The sequence below is a fragment of the Halorubrum ejinorense genome (assembly GCF_055389685.1).
Genome location: NZ_AP043777.1, coordinates 3,097,784 through 3,114,424 on the forward strand (window position 1 = coordinate 3,097,784; position 16,641 = coordinate 3,114,424).

The following is a 16,641-nucleotide window of genomic DNA, read 5'->3' on the forward strand; positions in this document are numbered from 1 at the left end:
GGGCATATGTGTTTACTGTTTTAGATATCGCGGCGCGAACGGTCGCGGTGGGCAGTACGAACGGATCCAGTCGAGAGAGGGCCGACGGAGACTCACCGGGCTAAGCGCGGTACCCCGGGCTTAGTCCGCCTTCGCCTGCCAGTCGCGGACGGTATCGGCGCCGACGCCGTCGACGTCGGCCGCCAGGTCGTCCGGATCGGCCGACTTGAGTTCGTCGACGCCGCCGACGCCGGCGTCTTTCAGCTTCGACGCGGTCTTCTCGCCGATTCCCTCGACCGCTTGGAGCTCGGACCCCTCCTGCCGGGCCGTGAACTCGCGGTAGTTACAGATCGGACAGCCCAGTTCCCACGGCTCGTCGCCTGAGTGGACCCGGAGGTGCGGGAGGTCGTGCTCCTCGCAGGTCTCGTCGGTTACCTCGATCTCGCCGCGCCGGGGGAGCGGCAGCGAGTAGTCGCAGTCGGGGTAGCGCGTACAGCCGACGAGTCGGGAGCCGGACCGGAGTCGCTTGATCGCGAGATCCCCTCCGTGTTCCGCACCACAGTCGGGACAGACGCCGATCACCTCGTCTTCCTGTTCGTCCGCCTCGTCCGCCTTACACTGCGGACAGCCGTGGACGAACGTCTTCCGGCCGGCGAGCATCTTCACGTGGCGGAGGTCGTGGTCCTCGCAGGTCTCGTCGAGGAGGAGCGGCTTCCCCGTCGAGGGGAGCGGCAGGGTGTACTCGCAGTCGGGGTAGCCGTCGCAGCCGACGAAGTACGACCCCTGTCGCGACTTCCGGACGAGCAGGTCGGACCCGCACTCCGGACACGGTCCGAGCGTCTTGTCCGCCTTCAGGGAGGTCTGGAGGTGGTCGCCGACCGCCTCGCGGGAGTCGGTGAGGTCGTCGAACACCTGCGAGAGCAGTTCGCGGGAGGCCGCGGTCACGTCCTCGTAGTCCTTCTCGCCGCCCGCGATCGACGCCATGTCGGATTCGAGCTGTGCGGTCATCTCGTCGCTCACGATCCGGTCGGCGAACTCCTCTGCGGCCTCGACGACCGCCTCCGCGAGCCGGGTCGGCCGGGGCGGATCGCTCTCGACGTAGTTCCGCTCGTAGAGCTTCTCGATGGTGCGGTGGCGGGTCGCCTTTGTCCCCAGCTGTCGCTTCTCCATCTCCTCGATGAGGCGGGACTGCCCGTAGCGGCGGGGCGGTTGGGTCTCTTTTGCCTCGGTGACCCGGTCGGACAGCGACAGCGTCTCCCCGACCTCGACGTCGGGGACGATCCGCTCGTCGCTGGAGCGGTACGGGTAGACGTCGTGGTAGCCCGCCTCCAGCAGGCGCTTCCCGTTCGCCTTCAGCCGCAGGCCCCCGTCGGCGGCGAGGTCGGCCGGACCGCGCGCCTCGTCCGGGTCGCGGAGCGCGGCGAGCCCGTCCGCGCGCTCGGCGATCGCGGTCGCCTCGCCGTTCGCGAGCGCGACGACGCGGAGCCGCTCCCACGTCGCGGGCTCGGCGCAGGTGGCGAGGAAGCGGCGGACGATCAGCTCGTACACCTCCCACTCGTCGTCGGAGAGGTCGCTCGCGCTCGGTAGCTCGCCGGTCGGGTGAATCGGGGGGTGGTCGGTCGTCTCCTCGTCTCCCTCGGTCGGTTCGATATCGCGGTCCTCGACGAGCAGGCTCGCGGCGTCGGTTCCGAACGTCGAGGACGCCTGCAGCTCCTCGATCAGCTCCTCGGGGTCGAGGTCGTCGGGGTACACCGTGTTGTCGGTCCGCGGGTAGGTGACGTAGCCGGCGGTGTACAGGTCCTCGGCGAGCGACATGGCGCGTTGCGCGGAGTAGCCGAGCGACCCGGCCGCGCGGATGAACGCCGTGGTGTTGAACGGCGTCGGCGGGTCGTCGGTCCGGGTCCGCCGGGTGACGTCGTCGACGCTGGCCTCCTCGGCCGCGTCGAGGGCCTCGGTGAGCGTCTCGGCGACCGACTCGTTCCAGACGCGCTCGCGCTCGTTGCCCTCGTCGTTCAGGTAGAAGTACTGCGCCTCGAAGGGGTCGCCGCCCGCCTTCGCCAGCTCGCCCGACAGCTCCCAGTAGGCCTCGGGGTCGAACGCCTGTATCTCCCGCTCGCGGTCGACGATGAGCTTGAGCGTCGGTCCCTGAACCCGGCCGACGGAGATGAAGTCGTCACCGAGCTGGCGGGCGGATAAAGAGAGGAACCGGGTCAGGGCGGCGCCCCACGTCAGGTCGATGGTCTGTCTGGCCTCGCCGGCGGCGGCCAGATCGAAGTCGAGGTCGTCGGGGTTCGCGAACGCCTTCTGGACCTCGTTTTCGGTGATCGAAGAGAAGCGAACGCGGTCGACGGGAACGTCCTCGTTGACCTCGCGGACGAGCTCGTAGGCCTCCTTGCCGATGAGCTCGCCCTCGCGGTCGTAGTCGGTCGCGATGACGACGCGCGAGGCGTTGCGGGCGAGCCGGCGCAGCGCCGCCACGATTCCCTCCTGCGTGGGCGTCTTGGTGACGGGCGCGTCGATGAGCTCGACCGGCTCGACGTCGCGCCAGTCGTTGTACTCGGCGGGGAAGTCGACGCCGACGACGTGGCCGGACAGCCCGATACACCGCTTGCCGCCCCACTCGTAGACGTTGACGTCGTTCATCCGCTCCGCGGTCGCGGACTCGCCGCTCAGGATGTCGGCGATGCGCCGCGCCGCGTTGTCTTTCTCCGTGATTATCAGCTCGGGGCCGCGACTCATTGCGCCGAGATACGCCGCTCCCGGGTCTAAACCTTTCGTGACGAGAGATTGCGGGCAGGCTCGGGGACGGACGGCCTCAAAAGACGAATCGGAGCGCGACCGGTCACCGGGCCGCGTCGTCGGACTCGGCGAGGAACTCCGCGTCTGTCGCCTCGCGGTACGGCTCCGGCGGCTCGTCGTCCGCGTCGAGTTCGCGCCGTGCGAGGTGGTTCTCGAGTTGGCGGCGCTTGTTCCTCCCCTTCCGCTCGCGACCCGATTTCGTGTCTGGCATCGTCACCCGTGTCAACTATACCCACACATATGAATCTTGTGTCGGTGTGCGGACGTATCCGTGAGCGGCAGGAACAGACGCCATCGAAGCAGCGCAGTCCGGCGACAGCGGCTGAGTATGTAAATATCGACAGGCGGCAGCGATGATCACTTATAAATAAACGATGCGGTCGGCGCGTGCCTGCGAGCGGCCGGTAGGCCGCGAGCAGCACGCGCGAGGGAGTCGGCCGGTCGGAGCGAAGCGGAGGCCGGCCGACGAGGCTGGGGAGGCGTGAGGCTGCGGTGCGGTCGCGGTCGGGGTGGGACTCAAAGGGGCAACCGTGAGGAGTTCGGAGGCGACGCAAGCACCGCAGCGAAGGAGCGGAGCGACTGAGCGAGGAGCACAGCGAGCGTCCGGACTCCTCACGGTTGGGGCTTTGGAGGCACTCACCGTCGATCCGCAGTCGGTTACTTATAAACGGCTAACAGCGATGTGCCGCCGGAGTTCAACATCGAGTCTCCCTGGACACGACCTCGTCGGCCGGGTCAACGAAGACCGAGACACCGCCAGCAATGCGCGCAAAGACCACCACGTAGATACAGCCGCCGTACTCCTCGCCGAGAGGCTGGGTGAGGACGGTTTCATCCTCGGATGAGTCGGGACCGTGGTCGGGATACCCCGCTTTCACGTCCAGCCACAACCGTTCCTCACCGTTCCCAAACGGACCTTCGACGATAGCTAAATTTCCGTCACCCCTTTCCGACGCATCGACCTCGAACGAGTCCCAGTAGCGTACGCTCTCGGCGGATCGCAGAACGATTTCGAACGTTCGTGCGACGTCTTGACCGTTTGCGATCTCGATCGTGTCGATGACCGTGGGGTCGTTATCGCTCTCCGTGGAATCACCGCCGAGGTCGGTACAGCCCGCGAGACCGACGAGGCCGACACCGCCGAGGCTCGCGAGGAGCTTACGACGGTCAGTAGACAGTTCGGGGACCATTCGTACGACAGATCTATTTCGGATAGATCTGTTTGTATTTTTCCACCGTATGTCCGTACTGAATACAGGACAGAAGCGCATCGCTCTCCGAAGATTTCAACGGACCCAAGATCGGTAGGTTCGGGAACTACGGACTCGCTCGTCGCTGTCGCTCCTCGCTCGGAGTCGGCGTCGACAGAACGCCAGGAGAGGGATTTGAACCCGGAGCACTTCGCTCACTTCGTTCGCTCGTCCTCAGATTCAAATCCCCTCAGTCGCGTTTTCGACGAACGGCTCGCTCCGCTCACCGTGTTGTTCGTCGAAAACGCCAGGAGAGGGATTTGAACCTCAGTCGTTCCGCTCGTTTCGCTCGCTCCACTCCCTGGTTCAAACCCGCAAGCGCTTCGCTGTCGCGGTACTCGCTCGTCGCTGTCGCTCCTCGCTCGTTGTTGCGACAGCGAAGCGCCAGGAGAGGGATTTGAACCCCCGATCCCAGAAGGGAACACGCTTTCCAGGCGTGCGCCTTACCACTCGGCCATCCTGGCTCACGCGATGATACTGCGGTGCGACTGTTAAGTCCTTCTTTTCGCCCGCAGGCGCGCCTCGGCGAGGTAGGAAAGACCGGCCGAGGCGACGCCGACGCCGAGCGCGACGAGCGCCAGCCCCCAGAGGCCGACCGGCAGCGGCCCCGGACCGAGGAGCCGGTACCCCTGCGCGAGTACGAGGAAGGCGAACCCGCCGACGACCCCCCACAGCGCCGCGGACCGCACCCTGGCGCGCGGGGTGGCCGGGGCGCCGCGCGCCCTCGCCGATTCGCCGCCGCCGTCCGCCATCACTCGACGACGGCGACCGCCTCGATCTCGACGCCGGCGCCCTTCGGGAGCGCGCCCGCCTCGACCGCGGACCGCGCTGGCGGCGAGTCGTCGAAGTAGCCGGCGTAGGTCTCGTTCATCTCGTCGAAGTCGTCCATGTCGGCGAGGAACACCGTCGTCTTGAGCACGTCCTCGGGCGACGCGCCCGCCTCGTCGAGCACCGCGAGGAGGTTGTCGAGCGCCCGCTCCGTCTGGACCGCGATCGACGCGTCGTCCAGCAGATCGCCGTCCGGCGTCAGCGGGATCTGCCCGGCCGTGAACACGAGGTCGCCGTCGGTCGTCGCCTGGCTGTACGCGCCCACCGCCGCCGGGGCGTCGTCCGTGTGGATGATCTCTTTCATGCGAGTCCGCGTTCGACCGGCACCCTCAAGAGTACTCTGGAGGCCCCGACCGCGCCCACCGTCAGACACAAGCCACTGGAATGATAACACGGCACACATGACGGGTGACCAGCTACTGCCGCTCGTCGCGATACTCGCCGGTGTGATGGGGGTCAACCTCGCGGTGGCGTGGGTGCTCATCCGCCGGAACAGCGGTCCGGGGACGTTCTTTGACTCGGTCACGGCCCGGGCGTCGAGTCCCGACCGCGACGGGGCGGTGGCCGGCGTCGGGTCAGCGGCCGCGTCGGACGGCGACGGGGCCGGCGACGAACCGGGCGAGTCGATCGGCCGGCGCGACCCGCCGCCGCTCGACGCCGAGGGCGAAACGGTCGTGTGCCGTCACTGCGGTGCGGAGAACCGGGACGGGTTCCGGTACTGCCGGTGGTGCGTGCGGTCGGGGTTCGTCGACGAGGGCGCCGGGGTCACCGCGGGGACCGCGATGGCCGACCGGTCGTCGTGAAGGAGTGCGGGGTCTCCCGCGAACGCTCCGGCGACTCCCGAAAGCGAACGCACCGGCCCTCTCAGGTCGCGTCGACTCGACAGCCGGCCGCGTAGTCGATCCCGTCGATGGTGTCGATACCGTCGTCGCCGCACACCGGGCAGTCCGGGTTGCGCGCGTACGGCACGGTCTCGAAGGAGAGGTCCATCGCGTCGTAAAACAGCATGCGGCCGACGAGCGGCTCGCCGATGTCGACGAGGAGCTTCATCGCCTCCGTCGCCTGGAGACAGCCGACCGTTCCGGGGAGCACACCGAGGACGCCGGTGCTGGCGCAGTCCGGCACCGTTCCCGGCTCCGGCGGCTCCGGGAACAGACACCGGTAGCAGGGGCCGTCGGGCGACAGCGTCGTCACCTGTCCCTCGAACTTGTAGATGGCGCCGTGCGAGACGGGGACGCCCTCGATCCGGGCGGCGTCGTTCACCACGTACCGAGTGGCGAAGTTGTCCGAGCAGTCGACGATCACGTCGTACTCGGTGATTAGCTCGCGGGCGTTGCCCGCGTCGAGCCGGCGTTCGTGGCGCTCGACGTCGACGTCGGGATTGAGGTCGGCGACGTAGTCCGCGGCCGAGTCGACCTTCGCGCGCCCCACGTCGCCGTCGCCGTGGATGACCTGTCGCTGGAGGTTCGACCGTTCGACGACGTCGTCGTCGGCGATTCCGATGGTGCCGACGCCGGCGGCCGCGAGGTACTGGATCGCGGGCGCGCCCAGCCCCCCGGCACCGACGACGAGGGCCCGCCCGTCGAGCAGGCGCTTCTGCCCCTCCGGCCCGACGTCGTCAAGGATGACGTGTCTGGAGTAGCGGTCGAGTTGGGTCGCGTCGAGTGAGAGGCTCATGTCCGTACCTGTGGGAGCGCGGATATAACCGTGTTCCCGGCGCGAGGGCCGGTCACTCCGCCGCCACAGCGTCGGTCATCCAGCAGTCGTCCACGTCCCCGAGGATGACGTCGCCCCCCGCGCTCCCGCCGGTGACCAGTTCGAGTCGGAACACGTACCGGCCGGTGACGCTGCCGTTCTCCCGCGTGACGACCTCGACTTCGGCCGCGTCGTCGTCGATGACTGGCACCGAGTACTGGGCGGTGTCGTACGTGAGCATCGGGGCGTACCGGGGCGAGTCGAACAGTTCGGCGTACTCCTCGACGGACCCGACGACCTCTCTGTTCTCCGGCGACGCGAACGCTCGCAGGGTCCGAACCCCGTCGTTCGTCGCGTTGTCGTTGTACCGGAGGGCGTTCATCTGGATCTGAACGACCTGAAGCGCGGACCGCTCGCAGGTGGGAGTGGGAGCGGTGTTCCTAGCGGCTTCATCCGACAGGTTGCCGTCAGTGATCACCGCGGTGTTCGCGGCGTCGCCGTCCGCGGTCGTCGCTCCGTCCCCGTCGTCGCCCCCGTCCGTCGATCCGGTCGGCCCCGACTCCGGGTCGGCGGAATCGGTCGATTTACCGCCGATGCCGGCGATACCGTCCGGACCGCCGACCCCGGCGGTACCGGCGACGAACCCGGCCCCGACCGCCGCGGTGAGGAGCGCGACGGCGACGACCACCGCGACGGCGCTCCGCGGATACGACCGGTCAGCCGCCGTTTCGGCGTCGGAGCGATCGGTCGCCGTTTCTCGGTCACCGACCGTCGCGGCCGTCACCGTCTCGCCGCTCCCGCGAGTCGCGTCGGCGGAATCCGTCGGTCGGTCGCGGGGCTGCGAGCGCTCCGAGCCGGGAGCGGTTCGAGCGCTCGGCGGGGAGTTCGCGGCGGCGCTCTCCGGGGCGGCCGACGGAACGCCGCCCTGATCGCCCCCCACGTCGCCCTCACCGCCCGCCGCGTCGGCGGCGGCGTTCCGTACGTTCGCGTCGTCACGCGCCGCGTCGCCCCCGTCGCCGGGCACGGGGTCGTACGCCGCGGACCGGACCGGGAGGCCGAGCGTCCGGTCGGCGATGGCGTTCGCCTCCGCGGTCGGCACGGCGTACAGGAGCCGCTCGCGGAGGTCGGCCGGCGTCACGACCTCGGCGTCGGGCTCGGAGCCGTCATCGAGGAGGGGCTCGCTCGCGACGACGACGGCGTCGACTCCGTCGGCCGCGACGCCCTCGTCCGCGGCCGAGACGACGAGCAACTCCGTCCGGCGTCCGTCCGTCGACACCGTGACGCGCGGCCCGTCGACGTCGACGGCGTCCGCGGTCGCTTCGTACGCCTCGCCGACGAACGCCGCGAACGCGTCCCTGTCGAGCGACTCGACGGCGGTCGCGAAGGCGTCGGGGGCGATGGGGTTGTTCCCGGTCACGGACCGATCTCCATGTGTATCGGTGTAACGTGACGTGGTATCTTTTCTCTTCCGCCGGTGTCGCCGCGCGGCGACGGGTCGCGTCGCGCCGGAGCCGTCCGTCTCGGAGGGTTCGCCTCCGGAGACGTGACTCGGCGAGAGTCGGGAGTTCGACCGATAAAGGGGGTAGTTCGAGGCCGGGACGTTCGAAACCGCGGGCGCGTTACTTGCCCTGCCGGTCGTTCGAGGTGACGCTCGGGCGCGTCTTCTCGGTCCCCTTGCCGCGTTTGCGCTGACCGCGGCCCTTGGTGCCGGCGGAGGTGAGTCCGCGGAACGCGCGGCCCTTGTGGTCGTCCGAGCAGATCCAGTTCAGCTCGTCGTCGTTCTCGATCGCGGGGTGAGCGGGGTCCACGAGGATGACCTCGTGCCACTTCTGGGAGCCGTCCTCACCGACCCAGTAGGAGTTGAGCACGCGGAGGTTCCGGTACTTCCGCGAGGCGCGCTCCTCGGCGATGCGCTGGATCGACTTGCGCCGCGAGACGCGGTTGACGCCCTGTCGCTTCGAGCGACGGCCGGCCTTGAAGCGCTGCTTGCGCGAGCCGCCCTTGCGGACGCTCACGCGGGCGACGATGACGCCCTGTTTGGCCTTGTAGCCCAGTTCGCGGGCCTTGTCCAGCCGGGTCGGGCGCTCGATGCGCTCGATGGCGCCCTGGTCGCGCCACTCCTGTTTGCGCTGCCACTGTAGCTCTGCCAGTTTCCCCTCCTTGGGGGACCGCCACGCCTCCTTGATGTGCGAGTAGAAGCTTCGTGCCATATGTTGTCCGCGGACGGTTGCGATTCAGCCGCGAGGGGCCACATGTCGTCTCGTCCCGGGCGCGCGTCGGCCGAACCGACGTTCCCGGCGGCGAGTGCCCGCTGTGTCCGCACCAGCGAGTTGTCCTGAATACCTGCGGTTCGCTCTTAACGGCTTCGCTCCGCGGTCCGCATGCGGTCGCGTCCCACTCGGGAGGTCGTCCGGGGCGGGGGCGAGGAGAGCGTGCGTCGATCGATTAAAGTTCACTTGTATCGATGAACCGCCAGTGGTACACACCGACGCCGCGCCGACCCGAGGCGGTGCCGACGGAGAGGGGTACCGATGGGCGGCGTGAGGCTCGTCGTCGTCGCGGGGACGACCGCGACGGCCGCGATCGACGGGATCAGCGCCGCGGGCGCCGATACCGACCTGCGAACGCACACGCCGAGCGCCGACCTCGAGATCGTCGAGACGGGACGCCCCGCGCCGGACTCGCCCGTGCCGGTGAGTCCGACGGGGTGCCCGACGCCCGCGGCCGTCACTCGGGCGGTCCGCGAGCTGCTCGGTCCCGAGTCGCTCCCGGTCGAGGCCGTCGACGCCGGACTCACCGCGCCGACCGCGGCCGCCGTCCGCGACGTGGGGGCGACCCCCGGCGGCGACGTCCGCGATCCGGAGCCGGTTCCCGAGGCAGCGACCGTCTTCGAGCGCGCTCGCGCGCTGGCACCGGAACTCGCCGCGCCGAACGAGGGCGGCGACCGGGCGAGAGACGCGGAAGAGGAACCCGCCGAACTGCTCGTCGCCGAGACGATTCCCGGCGGGACGACCACCGCGCTCGGGGTCCTGACCGCGCTCGGCGAGCGCGCCGCCGTCTCCTCGTCGCTGCCGGCGAATCCGATCGAGCGCAAGCGGCGGGTCGTCGCCGAGGCGTTGGCGGCGAGCGACCTCGAGGCGGGCGGCGCGGCGGGCGACCCGATCGCGGCGGTCCGGCTGGCCGGCGACCCCGTCCTCGCCGCCGCGTCCGGGCTGATCGCCGGCGCGGCCGACGCCGGGGTCGACGTCACGCTCGCGGGCGGCACGCAGCTCGCGGCCGCGGGGGCGCTCGCTCGGCACGCCGGCGTCGACCGCCCCCTCCCGCTCGCGACGACGACGCTCGTCGCGGACGACCCCACGGCCGACCTCCCGGCGCTCGCCGCCGACCTCGACCTGCGGCTGGCGGCCGCCGACCCGGGGTTCGGCGAGGCCGACCACCCGGCGATGGCCGCCTACGCCCGCGGCGAGGCGAAGGAGGGCGTCGGGATGGGCGGAGCGCTCGCGCTCGCGGAGCGGGCGGGCGTCGCCGACGCCGCCGTCCGCGAGCGGATCGCCGCCGTCACCGACCGCCTGCTCGCCGAGCGGGCTGAAGACGGCGGGAGCGCGGACGGCTCTCCACGCTCGACCGGAGGTGTCACACGGTGAGAGGCGTCGTCCTGGGCGGCACGGCCTCCGGCGTCGGCAAGACGGTGGCGACGCTCGCGACGCTGCGCGCGTTCGAGAACGCGGGAGCGACCGTTCAGCCCGCGAAGGCCGGCCCCGACTTCGTGGACCCGAGCCACCACGCTCGGGCGGCGGACCGCCCGTCGCGGACGCTCGACCCGTGGCTTCAGGGGACGGACGGGCTCCGTCGCAACTACGCCCGCGGCGACGGCGACGTCTGCGTCGTCGAGGGGATGATGGGACTGTACGACGGCAGCGCCGCGAGCACGGCAGGGGTGGCCGCCGCGCTCGACCTGCCCGTCGTCCTCGTCGTCGACGCGAGCGCCGGGATGGAGAGCGTCGGGGCGACCGCGCTCGGCTTCAGGGACTACGCCGACCGGACCGAGCACGGCGTCGACGTGGAGGGGGTGATCGCCCAACGCGCTCACGGCGGCCGCCACGAGGCCGGGATCCGCGAGGCGCTCCCCGAGGAACTCGACTACTGCGGCCGGATACCGCCCCGCGAGGAGTTGGAGGTCCCCGAACGCCACCTCGGCCTCCACATGGGAGACGAGGCGCCGCTCGGCGACGCGGCGCTCGACGCCGCCGCCGAGACGCTCCGGACCGACCGACTGCTCGACCTCGCCCGAGAGCCGACGCCGCCGGCGACCGAGCCGGAATCCACGCGTGACGCGGACGACGAACGCCCGCGGATCGCTGTCGCCGACGACGACGCCTTCCGGTTCGTTTACCCGGCGACCCGCGAGCGCCTCCGCGAGCGCGCGACCGTGGTCCCCTTCGCGCCGGCGGCCGGCGACGACCTCCCGCCCTGCGACGGCGTCTACATCCCCGGGGGCTACCCGGAGCTCCGCGCCGAGGCGCTCGCGGCGGGGCCCGGCCTCGCGTCGGTCGCGGACGCCGCGGCCGAGGGCACGCCGGTCGTCGGCGAGTGCGGCGGGCTCATGGCGCTCGCGGAGACGCTGACGACGGCCGACGGCGACACCCACGAGATGGCGGGCGTCCTCCCGGCGACGGTCGAGCGGCACGAGCGGTATCAGGCGCTCGATCACGTCGAACTGCGCGCCCGGAGCGACACGCTCACCGCGGCGGCCGGCGACCGCGTCCGCGGCCACGAGTTCCACTACTCCGCGGCCGACGTCGCCGCGGACGCCCAGTTCGCGTTCGACGTGGAGCGCGGGGCCGGGATCGACGGCGACCGCGAGGGGCTGACAGAGTACAATACGCTCGGAACGTACTGCCACGTCCACGCCGAGAGCGGGGCGTTCGACGCGTTCCTCGACGAGGTGGAACGGTGAGCGCCGTCACCGCAGGAGTCCCGGTCGCCGTCACCCTCCTCGCTCCGGTCGTCCTCGCCGTCGCGCTGGACCTCGCGCTCGCGGAACCCCCAGCTCGGGTCCATCCGGTCGCCCTGTTCGGGAGCGTCGTCGAACCCTTCGACCGGGAGTGGACTCGACCGCGCCTCGTCGGCGTCGCGGTCGCCGTCGGCCTCCCGCTCGCCGCGGCCGCGGTCGCCGGCGGGGTCGTCGCGCTCGCGGCGAGACGCGGACCGCTGATCGAGGGCGTGCCGGTCGCCGCGGTCGCCGTCGCGGCCGGCGTCCTCTTCTCGGTCGCGAGCCTCCGGATGCTCCTCGACGTGACCGACGCAGTGGTCGACGAGACCGAGCGCGACCCCGACGCGGCCCGCGAGTCGGTCCGGGCGCTCGTGGGGCGCGACCCGACCGAGCTCTCGCCGGCCGGACTCAGGAGCGCCGCCGTCGAGAGCGCCGCCGAGAACCTCGCGGACGGGTTCGTCGCTCCCCTCGTCTGGTTCGCGCTCGGCGCCGGCGTCGGAGCGGGCGCGGCGGCCGGTGCCGGAGGCGATTTCGTCGGTGGGACCGCCCTCTCCGCCGGCGTCGCGGCCGCGGCGTGGGTGAAGGCCGTGAACACGCTCGATTCGATGCTCGGCTACCGGTCGAAGCCCGTCGGCTGGGCGAGCGCCCGGCTCGACGACGCGGCGATGTACCTGCCGGCGCGGGTCGCGGCGTGCTGTCTCGCGGTCGCGGCGCGATCGCCCGGGAGCCTCCGTCGCGCGCGGTCGCTGGCCCGCGAGCCGACCTCGCCGAACTCGGGCTGGCCGATGGCGACGGCCGCCGTCGCGCTCGGCGTCCGACTGGAGAAGCCGGGCGCGTACGCCCTCTCCGGGGGGTCGGAGCCGCCGAGTCCGGCGGTCGCCCGCGACGCGGTGCGGCTCGTCGGGTCCGCCGGCGGCGTCGCGGTCGCGGCCACGGCGGGGTGGCTCCTCGCGCTCGCGGGGGTGATCGCGTGGGGGTGACCGGCGCGGTCGCCGCGCTCCGCGGCGCCGTCGGCTTCCTCTCGCGGCTCCCCGTCGGCCACACCGAGGACGGCTGGGAGGCGTTCCGACGGACGCCCGCGGCCATGCCGGCGGTCGGGTACGCGCTCGGCGCGCTGATCGCGCTGCCGGTCGTCGGGGCGGCGCTGTCGCCGGTCCGGGTGCCGGCGGCCACGGTCGCGGTCGCGTTCCCCGCGTGGCTGTACCTCGTCACCGGGATCACCCACCTCGACGGCGTCGCGGACGCGGGCGACGCGGCGGTCGTCCACGGCGACGCCGACCGCCGGCGCGAGGTCCTGAAGGACTCCGCGCTCGGCGTCGGCGGAACGGTCGCGCTCGCGCTGGTAGTCGTCGCGCTCGCGGCCGGAGCGACGGCAGTCGCGGAGTTGGCCCGTTTCTCTCTCGTCGGCGCGGTCCTCCTCGTCGTCGTCGCGGAGGTGGGGGCGAAGGCCGCGACGGCGACGCTCGTCTGCGTCGGGGACGCCCCGCACGAGGGCCTCGGTTCCGCCCTGACCGGGGCGTCCGGTCCGGGCGCGCTGGGCTGGGTCGCGCTCGTGACGGCCCCCGCGGCGCTGCTCGGCTGGCCGACCCTCGGACCGGACGCGGTCGCGCCCTCCCTCGCCGTGCTCGCCGCCGCAGTCGTCGTCGCCGCGCTCGCGTTCGCGTGGGCTCGCGCCCGCCTCGGCGGCGTCTCTGGCGACGTGCTCGGCGCGACGAACGAGCTCGCCCGCGTCGTCGGGCTCCACGTGGGGGTAATCGCGTGGACGCTCTCGTGATGTGCGGCGGCCGCGGCACGCGCCTCGACGGCGACCGCGAGAAGCCGCTGATTCCGGTCGCTGGGCGGTCGATGCTCGACCGCGTGCTCGACGCCCTCGCGGCCGCCGAGCGCGTCGAGACCGCCTACGCGGCCGTCTCCCCGCACACCCCGGGGACGCGAGAGCGAGTGGTCGCGCGGGAAAGCGGCGAGGCGAGCGAATCGAGAGGCAGGCCGGGCGAGACGACCGTCGTCGACACGCCGGGCGAGGGGTACGTCGCGGACCTTCGGGCGGCCCTGAACGCCGGACCGACCGCGCCGACGCTCACCGTCGCCGCCGACCTCCCGCTCCTCGACGGCGCGGCCGTCGACGCCGTCTGCGACGCTCACGCCGCGGCCGACGCGGACGCGCTGTCGGTCCGTGTTCCGGCGGCGCGAAAGCGGGAACTTGGCGCGAGCGCCGACGCCGCGACGCGGTACGAGGGGTCCGAGACCGGCGAAAACGGTGCCCGCACGCGAGTCGACCTCCCGGCGGGGATCAACGTCGTCGCGGCGCTCGACGGCGCGGGCGACGAGGCCGTCCGGACCGCCCGCGACGCTCGCCTCGCCGTCAACGTCAACCGACCCACGGACCGTCGGCTCGCCGAGCGGATCCTCGCTGGGGCCGCCGGCGCTCCCGACCTCCCGAGCGGCGGGATCGACTGGCTCGACGCGTCGGCGTCGACCGACCGAGGTGATTCCCGGTGAACCGCGAGCGCGCCGCGGCGCTGGGCCGTGAACCCCACGGGAGCAGCGACGACCCCGACCTGCTGGACTTCAGCGCGAACACGAACCCCGACGTTCCCGAGGGGGTCGAGCGGGCGTACCGTGCGGCCTTCGAGACGGCGCGGACGTATCCGCCGGAACCGCCGGTCGCCTTTCGTGCGGCCGCCGCCGAGTACGTCGACTGCGACGCCGAGAGCGTCGTGCCGACGCCGGGCGGGCTGGCGGCGATCCGGGCCGCGGTCGCGCTCGCGGTCGGCGCGGGCGACACGGCCCTCCTCCCCGCGCCGAGCTTCGGGGAGTACGCCCGCGAGGTGCGACTTCAGGGCGGCGAGCCGGCGTTCGTCGACGCCGACGCGGTCCTCGACGCGGACCCGACCGATCACGCGCTGGCGGTCGTCTGTACGCCGAACAACCCGACCGGGACCGGCTACGACCGGGACGCGCTGCTGGCGTTCGCGGAGCGCTGTCGCGCGGCCGAGGCCGTGTTGCTCGTCGACGAGGCGTTCCTCGGGTTCACCGAGCGCGAATCGCTCGCGGGGACGCCCGGCGTCGTCGTCGCGCGGGCGCTCACCAAACTGTTCGGGCTGCCCGGCGTCCGCGCCGGCTTCGCCGCGGCGACCGGCGACCTCGGCGCGGCGCTGCGGGGCGCCCGTCGCGCGTGGAACGTGAGCGCCCCGGCGCTCGCGACCGGCGAGTACTGCCTCCGGCAGGAGGAGTTCGTCCGGGAGACCCGCGAGCGCGTCGAGCGGGAGCGCGAGCGGATGCGAGCCGCCCTCACGGAGCGCTACGACGTGGCGCCCTCCGAGGCACCGTTCCTGCTCGTCGACGCGGGCGACCGCAACGTCGACCGGGTCGTCGAGCGCGCCCGCGAGCGCGGCGTCGCCGTCCGGGACGCGCGGTCGTTCCGCGGACTCGACTCGCACGTCCGGGTGGCCGTCCGCCGCCCGGCGGAGAACGACCGGCTCCTCGCGGCGCTCGGGGTGCGAGACGGAGACGGCCGCGGGCGCGACGACGGCGGGCGCGACGACGCGCGGGAGGGCGACGGTGTTTGAGCCGACCGTCCGCGAGGGGGTCCTCCGGCTGCGGCGGCCGGGGACGCGGTGGCTCTCGACGGGCTGGGACGGGGGCCGCTCGCGGGCGTCGGCCGCGTACAACGTCACGGTCCCGGAGGGGTTCGACCGCACCGACCTCGGGGCCTACCGCCGCGAGCGCCTGGCGCGGTCGGGGTTCATCGGAGGCGGCGACGCCGGCGAGCGGGAGGCCACGGACGCGGCCGCGGACGATGCCCCGCCGACGCTGTTCACCGGCGTCTCGATGGACCACGCTCGGGGCGCGCGGCTCGGGTCGGTCGTCGCGTACGCGACCGTCGGGCTCTCGAACCCCGCGATGTTGCCGATAGAGACGGAGGCGACGCCGACACCCGCTGAGACCGCAGAGCGGAGCGGAGCGGCGGCGGCGGACACACCGACGGCCGACGACCGCCCGAACCGGCCCGGGACGGTCAACCTGATCGTCGGCACGACCCGGCGGCTCGAACCCGGGGCCGCGGCGAACCTCGTCGCGGTCGCGGCCGAGGCGAAGGCGGCGACGCTGCTCGCGACGGCGGGCGTGCCGGGGACGACGAGCGACGCGGTCGTCGTCGCGGACGACCCGAAGGGAACGGCCACCGAGTTCTCCGGCAGCGCCACCGCGGTCGGCGGCGCGGCTCGCGCCTGCGTCCGCGACGCGGTCCGCGCCAGTCTGCGGTCGCGGTACCCGGACGGCGACGTGCCCGGCCCGGCTGCCGAGGCCGAACACGGCGTCGTCACCGACGAGCGAGCGGAGGTATTCGATCCATGACAACGGAACACAACGACACGAACGCAGAAGCGGAGGCATCGACCGACGGCGACGACGGGACGCCGACGAACGACGACCGTGCTGCCCGCACCCCCGGCGGCGGTTCGGCGCCCGAACCGGAGCCGATCGAACCGGGCGCGCCCGAGGAGTTCGGACTGGTCCAGGCGTTCTGGGGCGACGGGAAGGGCAAGACCACGGCGGCGATGGGGATGGGATTCCGCGCCGCGGGCCACGGCTACCGCGTCCACATGCTCCAGTTCATGAAGGGCGGCGCGGACAGCGTCGACGGCGTCAGAGGCGAGTACAACGCCATCACCGCCGTCCCCGGCTTCTCCTACGAGAACGCCGGCCACTACGGCTGGCACGGCCTGCTCGACGGCTCCGCGGACGACGAACACGCGGCGAAGGCGACCGCCGCCTTCGAGCGCGCGGAAGCCCTCGTCGCGGCGGCCGACGAGGCCGACCTCGGCTCCCCGCTGCCGCTCGACGGCGACCCCGAGGCCGGCGTCCACATGCTGATCCTCGACGAGCTGCTGTACGCGGCCGACCGGGGACTCGTCGACCCCGAGGCGGTGGTCGACCTCGTCGAGTCGAAGCCCGAGGGCCTCGAACTCGTCCTCACCGGGAGCCACGACGCCCCCGACTACCTCGACGGGGTCGCCGACCTGATCACGAACGTCCGGAAGGAGGCACACCCGTTCGACGCCGGACAGCGAGCCCGCCGGGGGACGGAGTACTGAC

17 protein-coding genes and 1 tRNA gene are annotated in these 16,641 nt (G+C 72.3%); 9 read left to right on the forward strand and 9 right to left on the reverse strand.

Annotated elements, in window-relative coordinates:
- Positions 1 to 120: 120 nt before the first annotated feature.
- The 6 genes from ACZ5KW_RS16945 to ACZ5KW_RS16970 all read right to left on the reverse strand — a co-directional run bounded on the left by ACZ5KW_RS16945 (position 121) and on the right by ACZ5KW_RS16970 (position 5,160).
- Positions 121 to 2,718: a DNA topoisomerase I gene (locus ACZ5KW_RS16945; RefSeq protein ID WP_343779020.1), complete on the reverse strand. Its 2,598-nt coding sequence runs from the start codon at positions 2,716 to 2,718 to the stop codon at positions 121 to 123.
- A gap of 103 nt (positions 2,719 to 2,821) precedes the next feature.
- On the reverse strand, positions 2,822 to 2,989 hold the full coding sequence (locus tag ACZ5KW_RS16950; RefSeq protein WP_006111840.1) for a hypothetical protein: 168 nt from the start codon (positions 2,987 to 2,989) through the stop codon (positions 2,822 to 2,824).
- 484 nt (positions 2,990 to 3,473) lie between these two features.
- Positions 3,474 to 3,968 (reverse strand): hypothetical protein, encoded by a 495-nt coding sequence (locus ACZ5KW_RS16955; protein ID WP_343779022.1) that lies wholly within the window; start codon positions 3,966 to 3,968, stop codon positions 3,474 to 3,476.
- A 442-nt stretch (positions 3,969 to 4,410) separates the two neighbouring features.
- Positions 4,411 to 4,492, reverse strand: a tRNA-Ser gene (locus ACZ5KW_RS16960).
- Positions 4,493 to 4,519: 27 nt separating this feature from the next.
- Complete coding sequence (locus tag ACZ5KW_RS16965; RefSeq protein ID WP_343779024.1) at positions 4,520 to 4,780, reverse strand: hypothetical protein; 261 nt, start codon at positions 4,778 to 4,780, stop codon at positions 4,520 to 4,522.
- On the reverse strand, positions 4,780 to 5,160 hold the full coding sequence (locus tag ACZ5KW_RS16970; RefSeq protein ID WP_343779026.1) for a Rid family detoxifying hydrolase: 381 nt from the start codon (positions 5,158 to 5,160) through the stop codon (positions 4,780 to 4,782). Before ACZ5KW_RS16970 ends, ACZ5KW_RS16965 begins: the two co-directional genes overlap by 1 nt.
- Before the next feature lie 97 nt (positions 5,161 to 5,257).
- On the opposite strand from ACZ5KW_RS16970, the gene ACZ5KW_RS16975 reads away from it, so the two are divergent.
- Positions 5,258 to 5,659, forward strand: a complete 402-nt coding sequence (locus tag ACZ5KW_RS16975) for a zinc ribbon domain-containing protein (RefSeq protein ID WP_343779028.1) — start codon at positions 5,258 to 5,260, stop codon at positions 5,657 to 5,659.
- 61 nt (positions 5,660 to 5,720) lie between these two features.
- Here ACZ5KW_RS16975 and ubaA read toward each other — a convergent pair whose 3' ends face one another.
- From ubaA to ACZ5KW_RS16990, 3 genes are all read right to left on the reverse strand, one after another.
- Entirely contained in the window at positions 5,721 to 6,533 is an 813-nt protein-coding gene (gene ubaA, locus ACZ5KW_RS16980) for an SAMP-activating enzyme E1 (RefSeq protein ID WP_343779029.1), read from the reverse strand.
- A gap of 52 nt (positions 6,534 to 6,585) precedes the next feature.
- Complete coding sequence (locus ACZ5KW_RS16985) at positions 6,586 to 7,968, reverse strand: hypothetical protein (protein ID WP_343779031.1); 1,383 nt, start codon at positions 7,966 to 7,968, stop codon at positions 6,586 to 6,588.
- Positions 7,969 to 8,170: 202 nt separating this feature from the next.
- Positions 8,171 to 8,761 carry a 50S ribosomal protein L15e gene (locus ACZ5KW_RS16990; protein WP_343779033.1) on the reverse strand — a complete coding sequence of 197 codons (591 nt, stop codon included), beginning with the start codon at positions 8,759 to 8,761 and terminating at the stop codon, positions 8,171 to 8,173.
- 321 nt (positions 8,762 to 9,082) lie between these two features.
- Between ACZ5KW_RS16990 and ACZ5KW_RS16995 the strand changes: the two genes are divergently transcribed.
- From ACZ5KW_RS16995 to ACZ5KW_RS17030, 8 genes are read left to right on the forward strand one after another with little or no spacing between them, the layout of a single operon-like run.
- Positions 9,083 to 10,195 (forward strand): nicotinate-nucleotide--dimethylbenzimidazole phosphoribosyltransferase, encoded by a 1,113-nt coding sequence (locus tag ACZ5KW_RS16995; protein ID WP_371152635.1) that lies wholly within the window; start codon positions 9,083 to 9,085, stop codon positions 10,193 to 10,195.
- Positions 10,192 to 11,508 carry a cobyrinic acid a,c-diamide synthase gene (locus tag ACZ5KW_RS17000; protein ID WP_343779035.1) on the forward strand — a complete coding sequence of 439 codons (1,317 nt, stop codon included), beginning with the start codon at positions 10,192 to 10,194 and terminating at the stop codon, positions 11,506 to 11,508. Before ACZ5KW_RS16995 ends, ACZ5KW_RS17000 begins: the two co-directional genes overlap by 4 nt.
- Positions 11,505 to 12,524, forward strand: a complete 1,020-nt coding sequence (locus ACZ5KW_RS17005) for a CobD/CbiB family cobalamin biosynthesis protein (protein WP_343779037.1) — start codon at positions 11,505 to 11,507, stop codon at positions 12,522 to 12,524. Before ACZ5KW_RS17000 ends, ACZ5KW_RS17005 begins: the two co-directional genes overlap by 4 nt.
- Entirely contained in the window at positions 12,521 to 13,318 is a 798-nt protein-coding gene (cobS, locus tag ACZ5KW_RS17010; RefSeq protein ID WP_343779834.1) for an adenosylcobinamide-GDP ribazoletransferase, read from the forward strand. The genes ACZ5KW_RS17005 and cobS overlap by 4 nt, the downstream gene beginning before the upstream one ends.
- Entirely contained in the window at positions 13,318 to 14,043 is a 726-nt protein-coding gene (locus tag ACZ5KW_RS17015) for an NTP transferase domain-containing protein (protein WP_343779837.1), read from the forward strand. The genes cobS and ACZ5KW_RS17015 overlap by 1 nt, the downstream gene beginning before the upstream one ends.
- Entirely contained in the window at positions 14,040 to 15,113 is a 1,074-nt protein-coding gene (locus ACZ5KW_RS17020) for an aminotransferase class I/II-fold pyridoxal phosphate-dependent enzyme (protein ID WP_343779039.1), read from the forward strand. Before ACZ5KW_RS17015 ends, ACZ5KW_RS17020 begins: the two co-directional genes overlap by 4 nt.
- A complete protein-coding gene (locus ACZ5KW_RS17025; RefSeq protein WP_343779041.1) occupies positions 15,106 to 15,900 on the forward strand; it encodes an adenosylcobinamide amidohydrolase in 795 nt (264 codons plus the stop codon). Before ACZ5KW_RS17020 ends, ACZ5KW_RS17025 begins: the two co-directional genes overlap by 8 nt.
- Entirely contained in the window at positions 15,897 to 16,640 is a 744-nt protein-coding gene (locus tag ACZ5KW_RS17030) for a cob(I)yrinic acid a,c-diamide adenosyltransferase (RefSeq protein ID WP_343779042.1), read from the forward strand. Before ACZ5KW_RS17025 ends, ACZ5KW_RS17030 begins: the two co-directional genes overlap by 4 nt.
- Position 16,641: the final 1 nt, after the last annotated feature.

Bases quoted from the DNA above. Each gene is read 5' to 3' on its own strand.
- ACZ5KW_RS16970 (WP_343779026.1), bottom strand. From the start codon at position 5,160: ATGAAAGAGATCATCCACACGGACGACGCCCCGGCGGCGGTGGGCGCG.
- ACZ5KW_RS16945 (WP_343779020.1), bottom strand. From the start codon at position 2,718: ATGAGTCGCGGCCCCGAGCTGATAATCACGGAGAAAGACAACGCGGCG.
- ACZ5KW_RS16990 (WP_343779033.1), bottom strand. From the start codon at position 8,761: ATGGCACGAAGCTTCTACTCGCACATCAAGGAGGCGTGGCGGTCCCCC.
- ACZ5KW_RS16995 (WP_371152635.1), top strand. From the start codon at position 9,083: ATGGGCGGCGTGAGGCTCGTCGTCGTCGCGGGGACGACCGCGACGGCC.
- ACZ5KW_RS16975 (WP_343779028.1), top strand. From the start codon at position 5,258: ATGACGGGTGACCAGCTACTGCCGCTCGTCGCGATACTCGCCGGTGTG.
- ACZ5KW_RS17015 (WP_343779837.1), top strand. From the start codon at position 13,318: ATGTGCGGCGGCCGCGGCACGCGCCTCGACGGCGACCGCGAGAAGCCG.
- ACZ5KW_RS17030 (WP_343779042.1), top strand. From the start codon at position 15,897: ATGACAACGGAACACAACGACACGAACGCAGAAGCGGAGGCATCGACC.
- ubaA (WP_343779029.1), bottom strand. From the start codon at position 6,533: ATGAGCCTCTCACTCGACGCGACCCAACTCGACCGCTACTCCAGACAC.
- ACZ5KW_RS16965 (WP_343779024.1), bottom strand. From the start codon at position 4,780: ATGGCGGACGGCGGCGGCGAATCGGCGAGGGCGCGCGGCGCCCCGGCC.
- ACZ5KW_RS16955 (WP_343779022.1), bottom strand. From the start codon at position 3,968: ATGGTCCCCGAACTGTCTACTGACCGTCGTAAGCTCCTCGCGAGCCTC.
- ACZ5KW_RS16950 (WP_006111840.1), bottom strand. From the start codon at position 2,989: ATGCCAGACACGAAATCGGGTCGCGAGCGGAAGGGGAGGAACAAGCGC.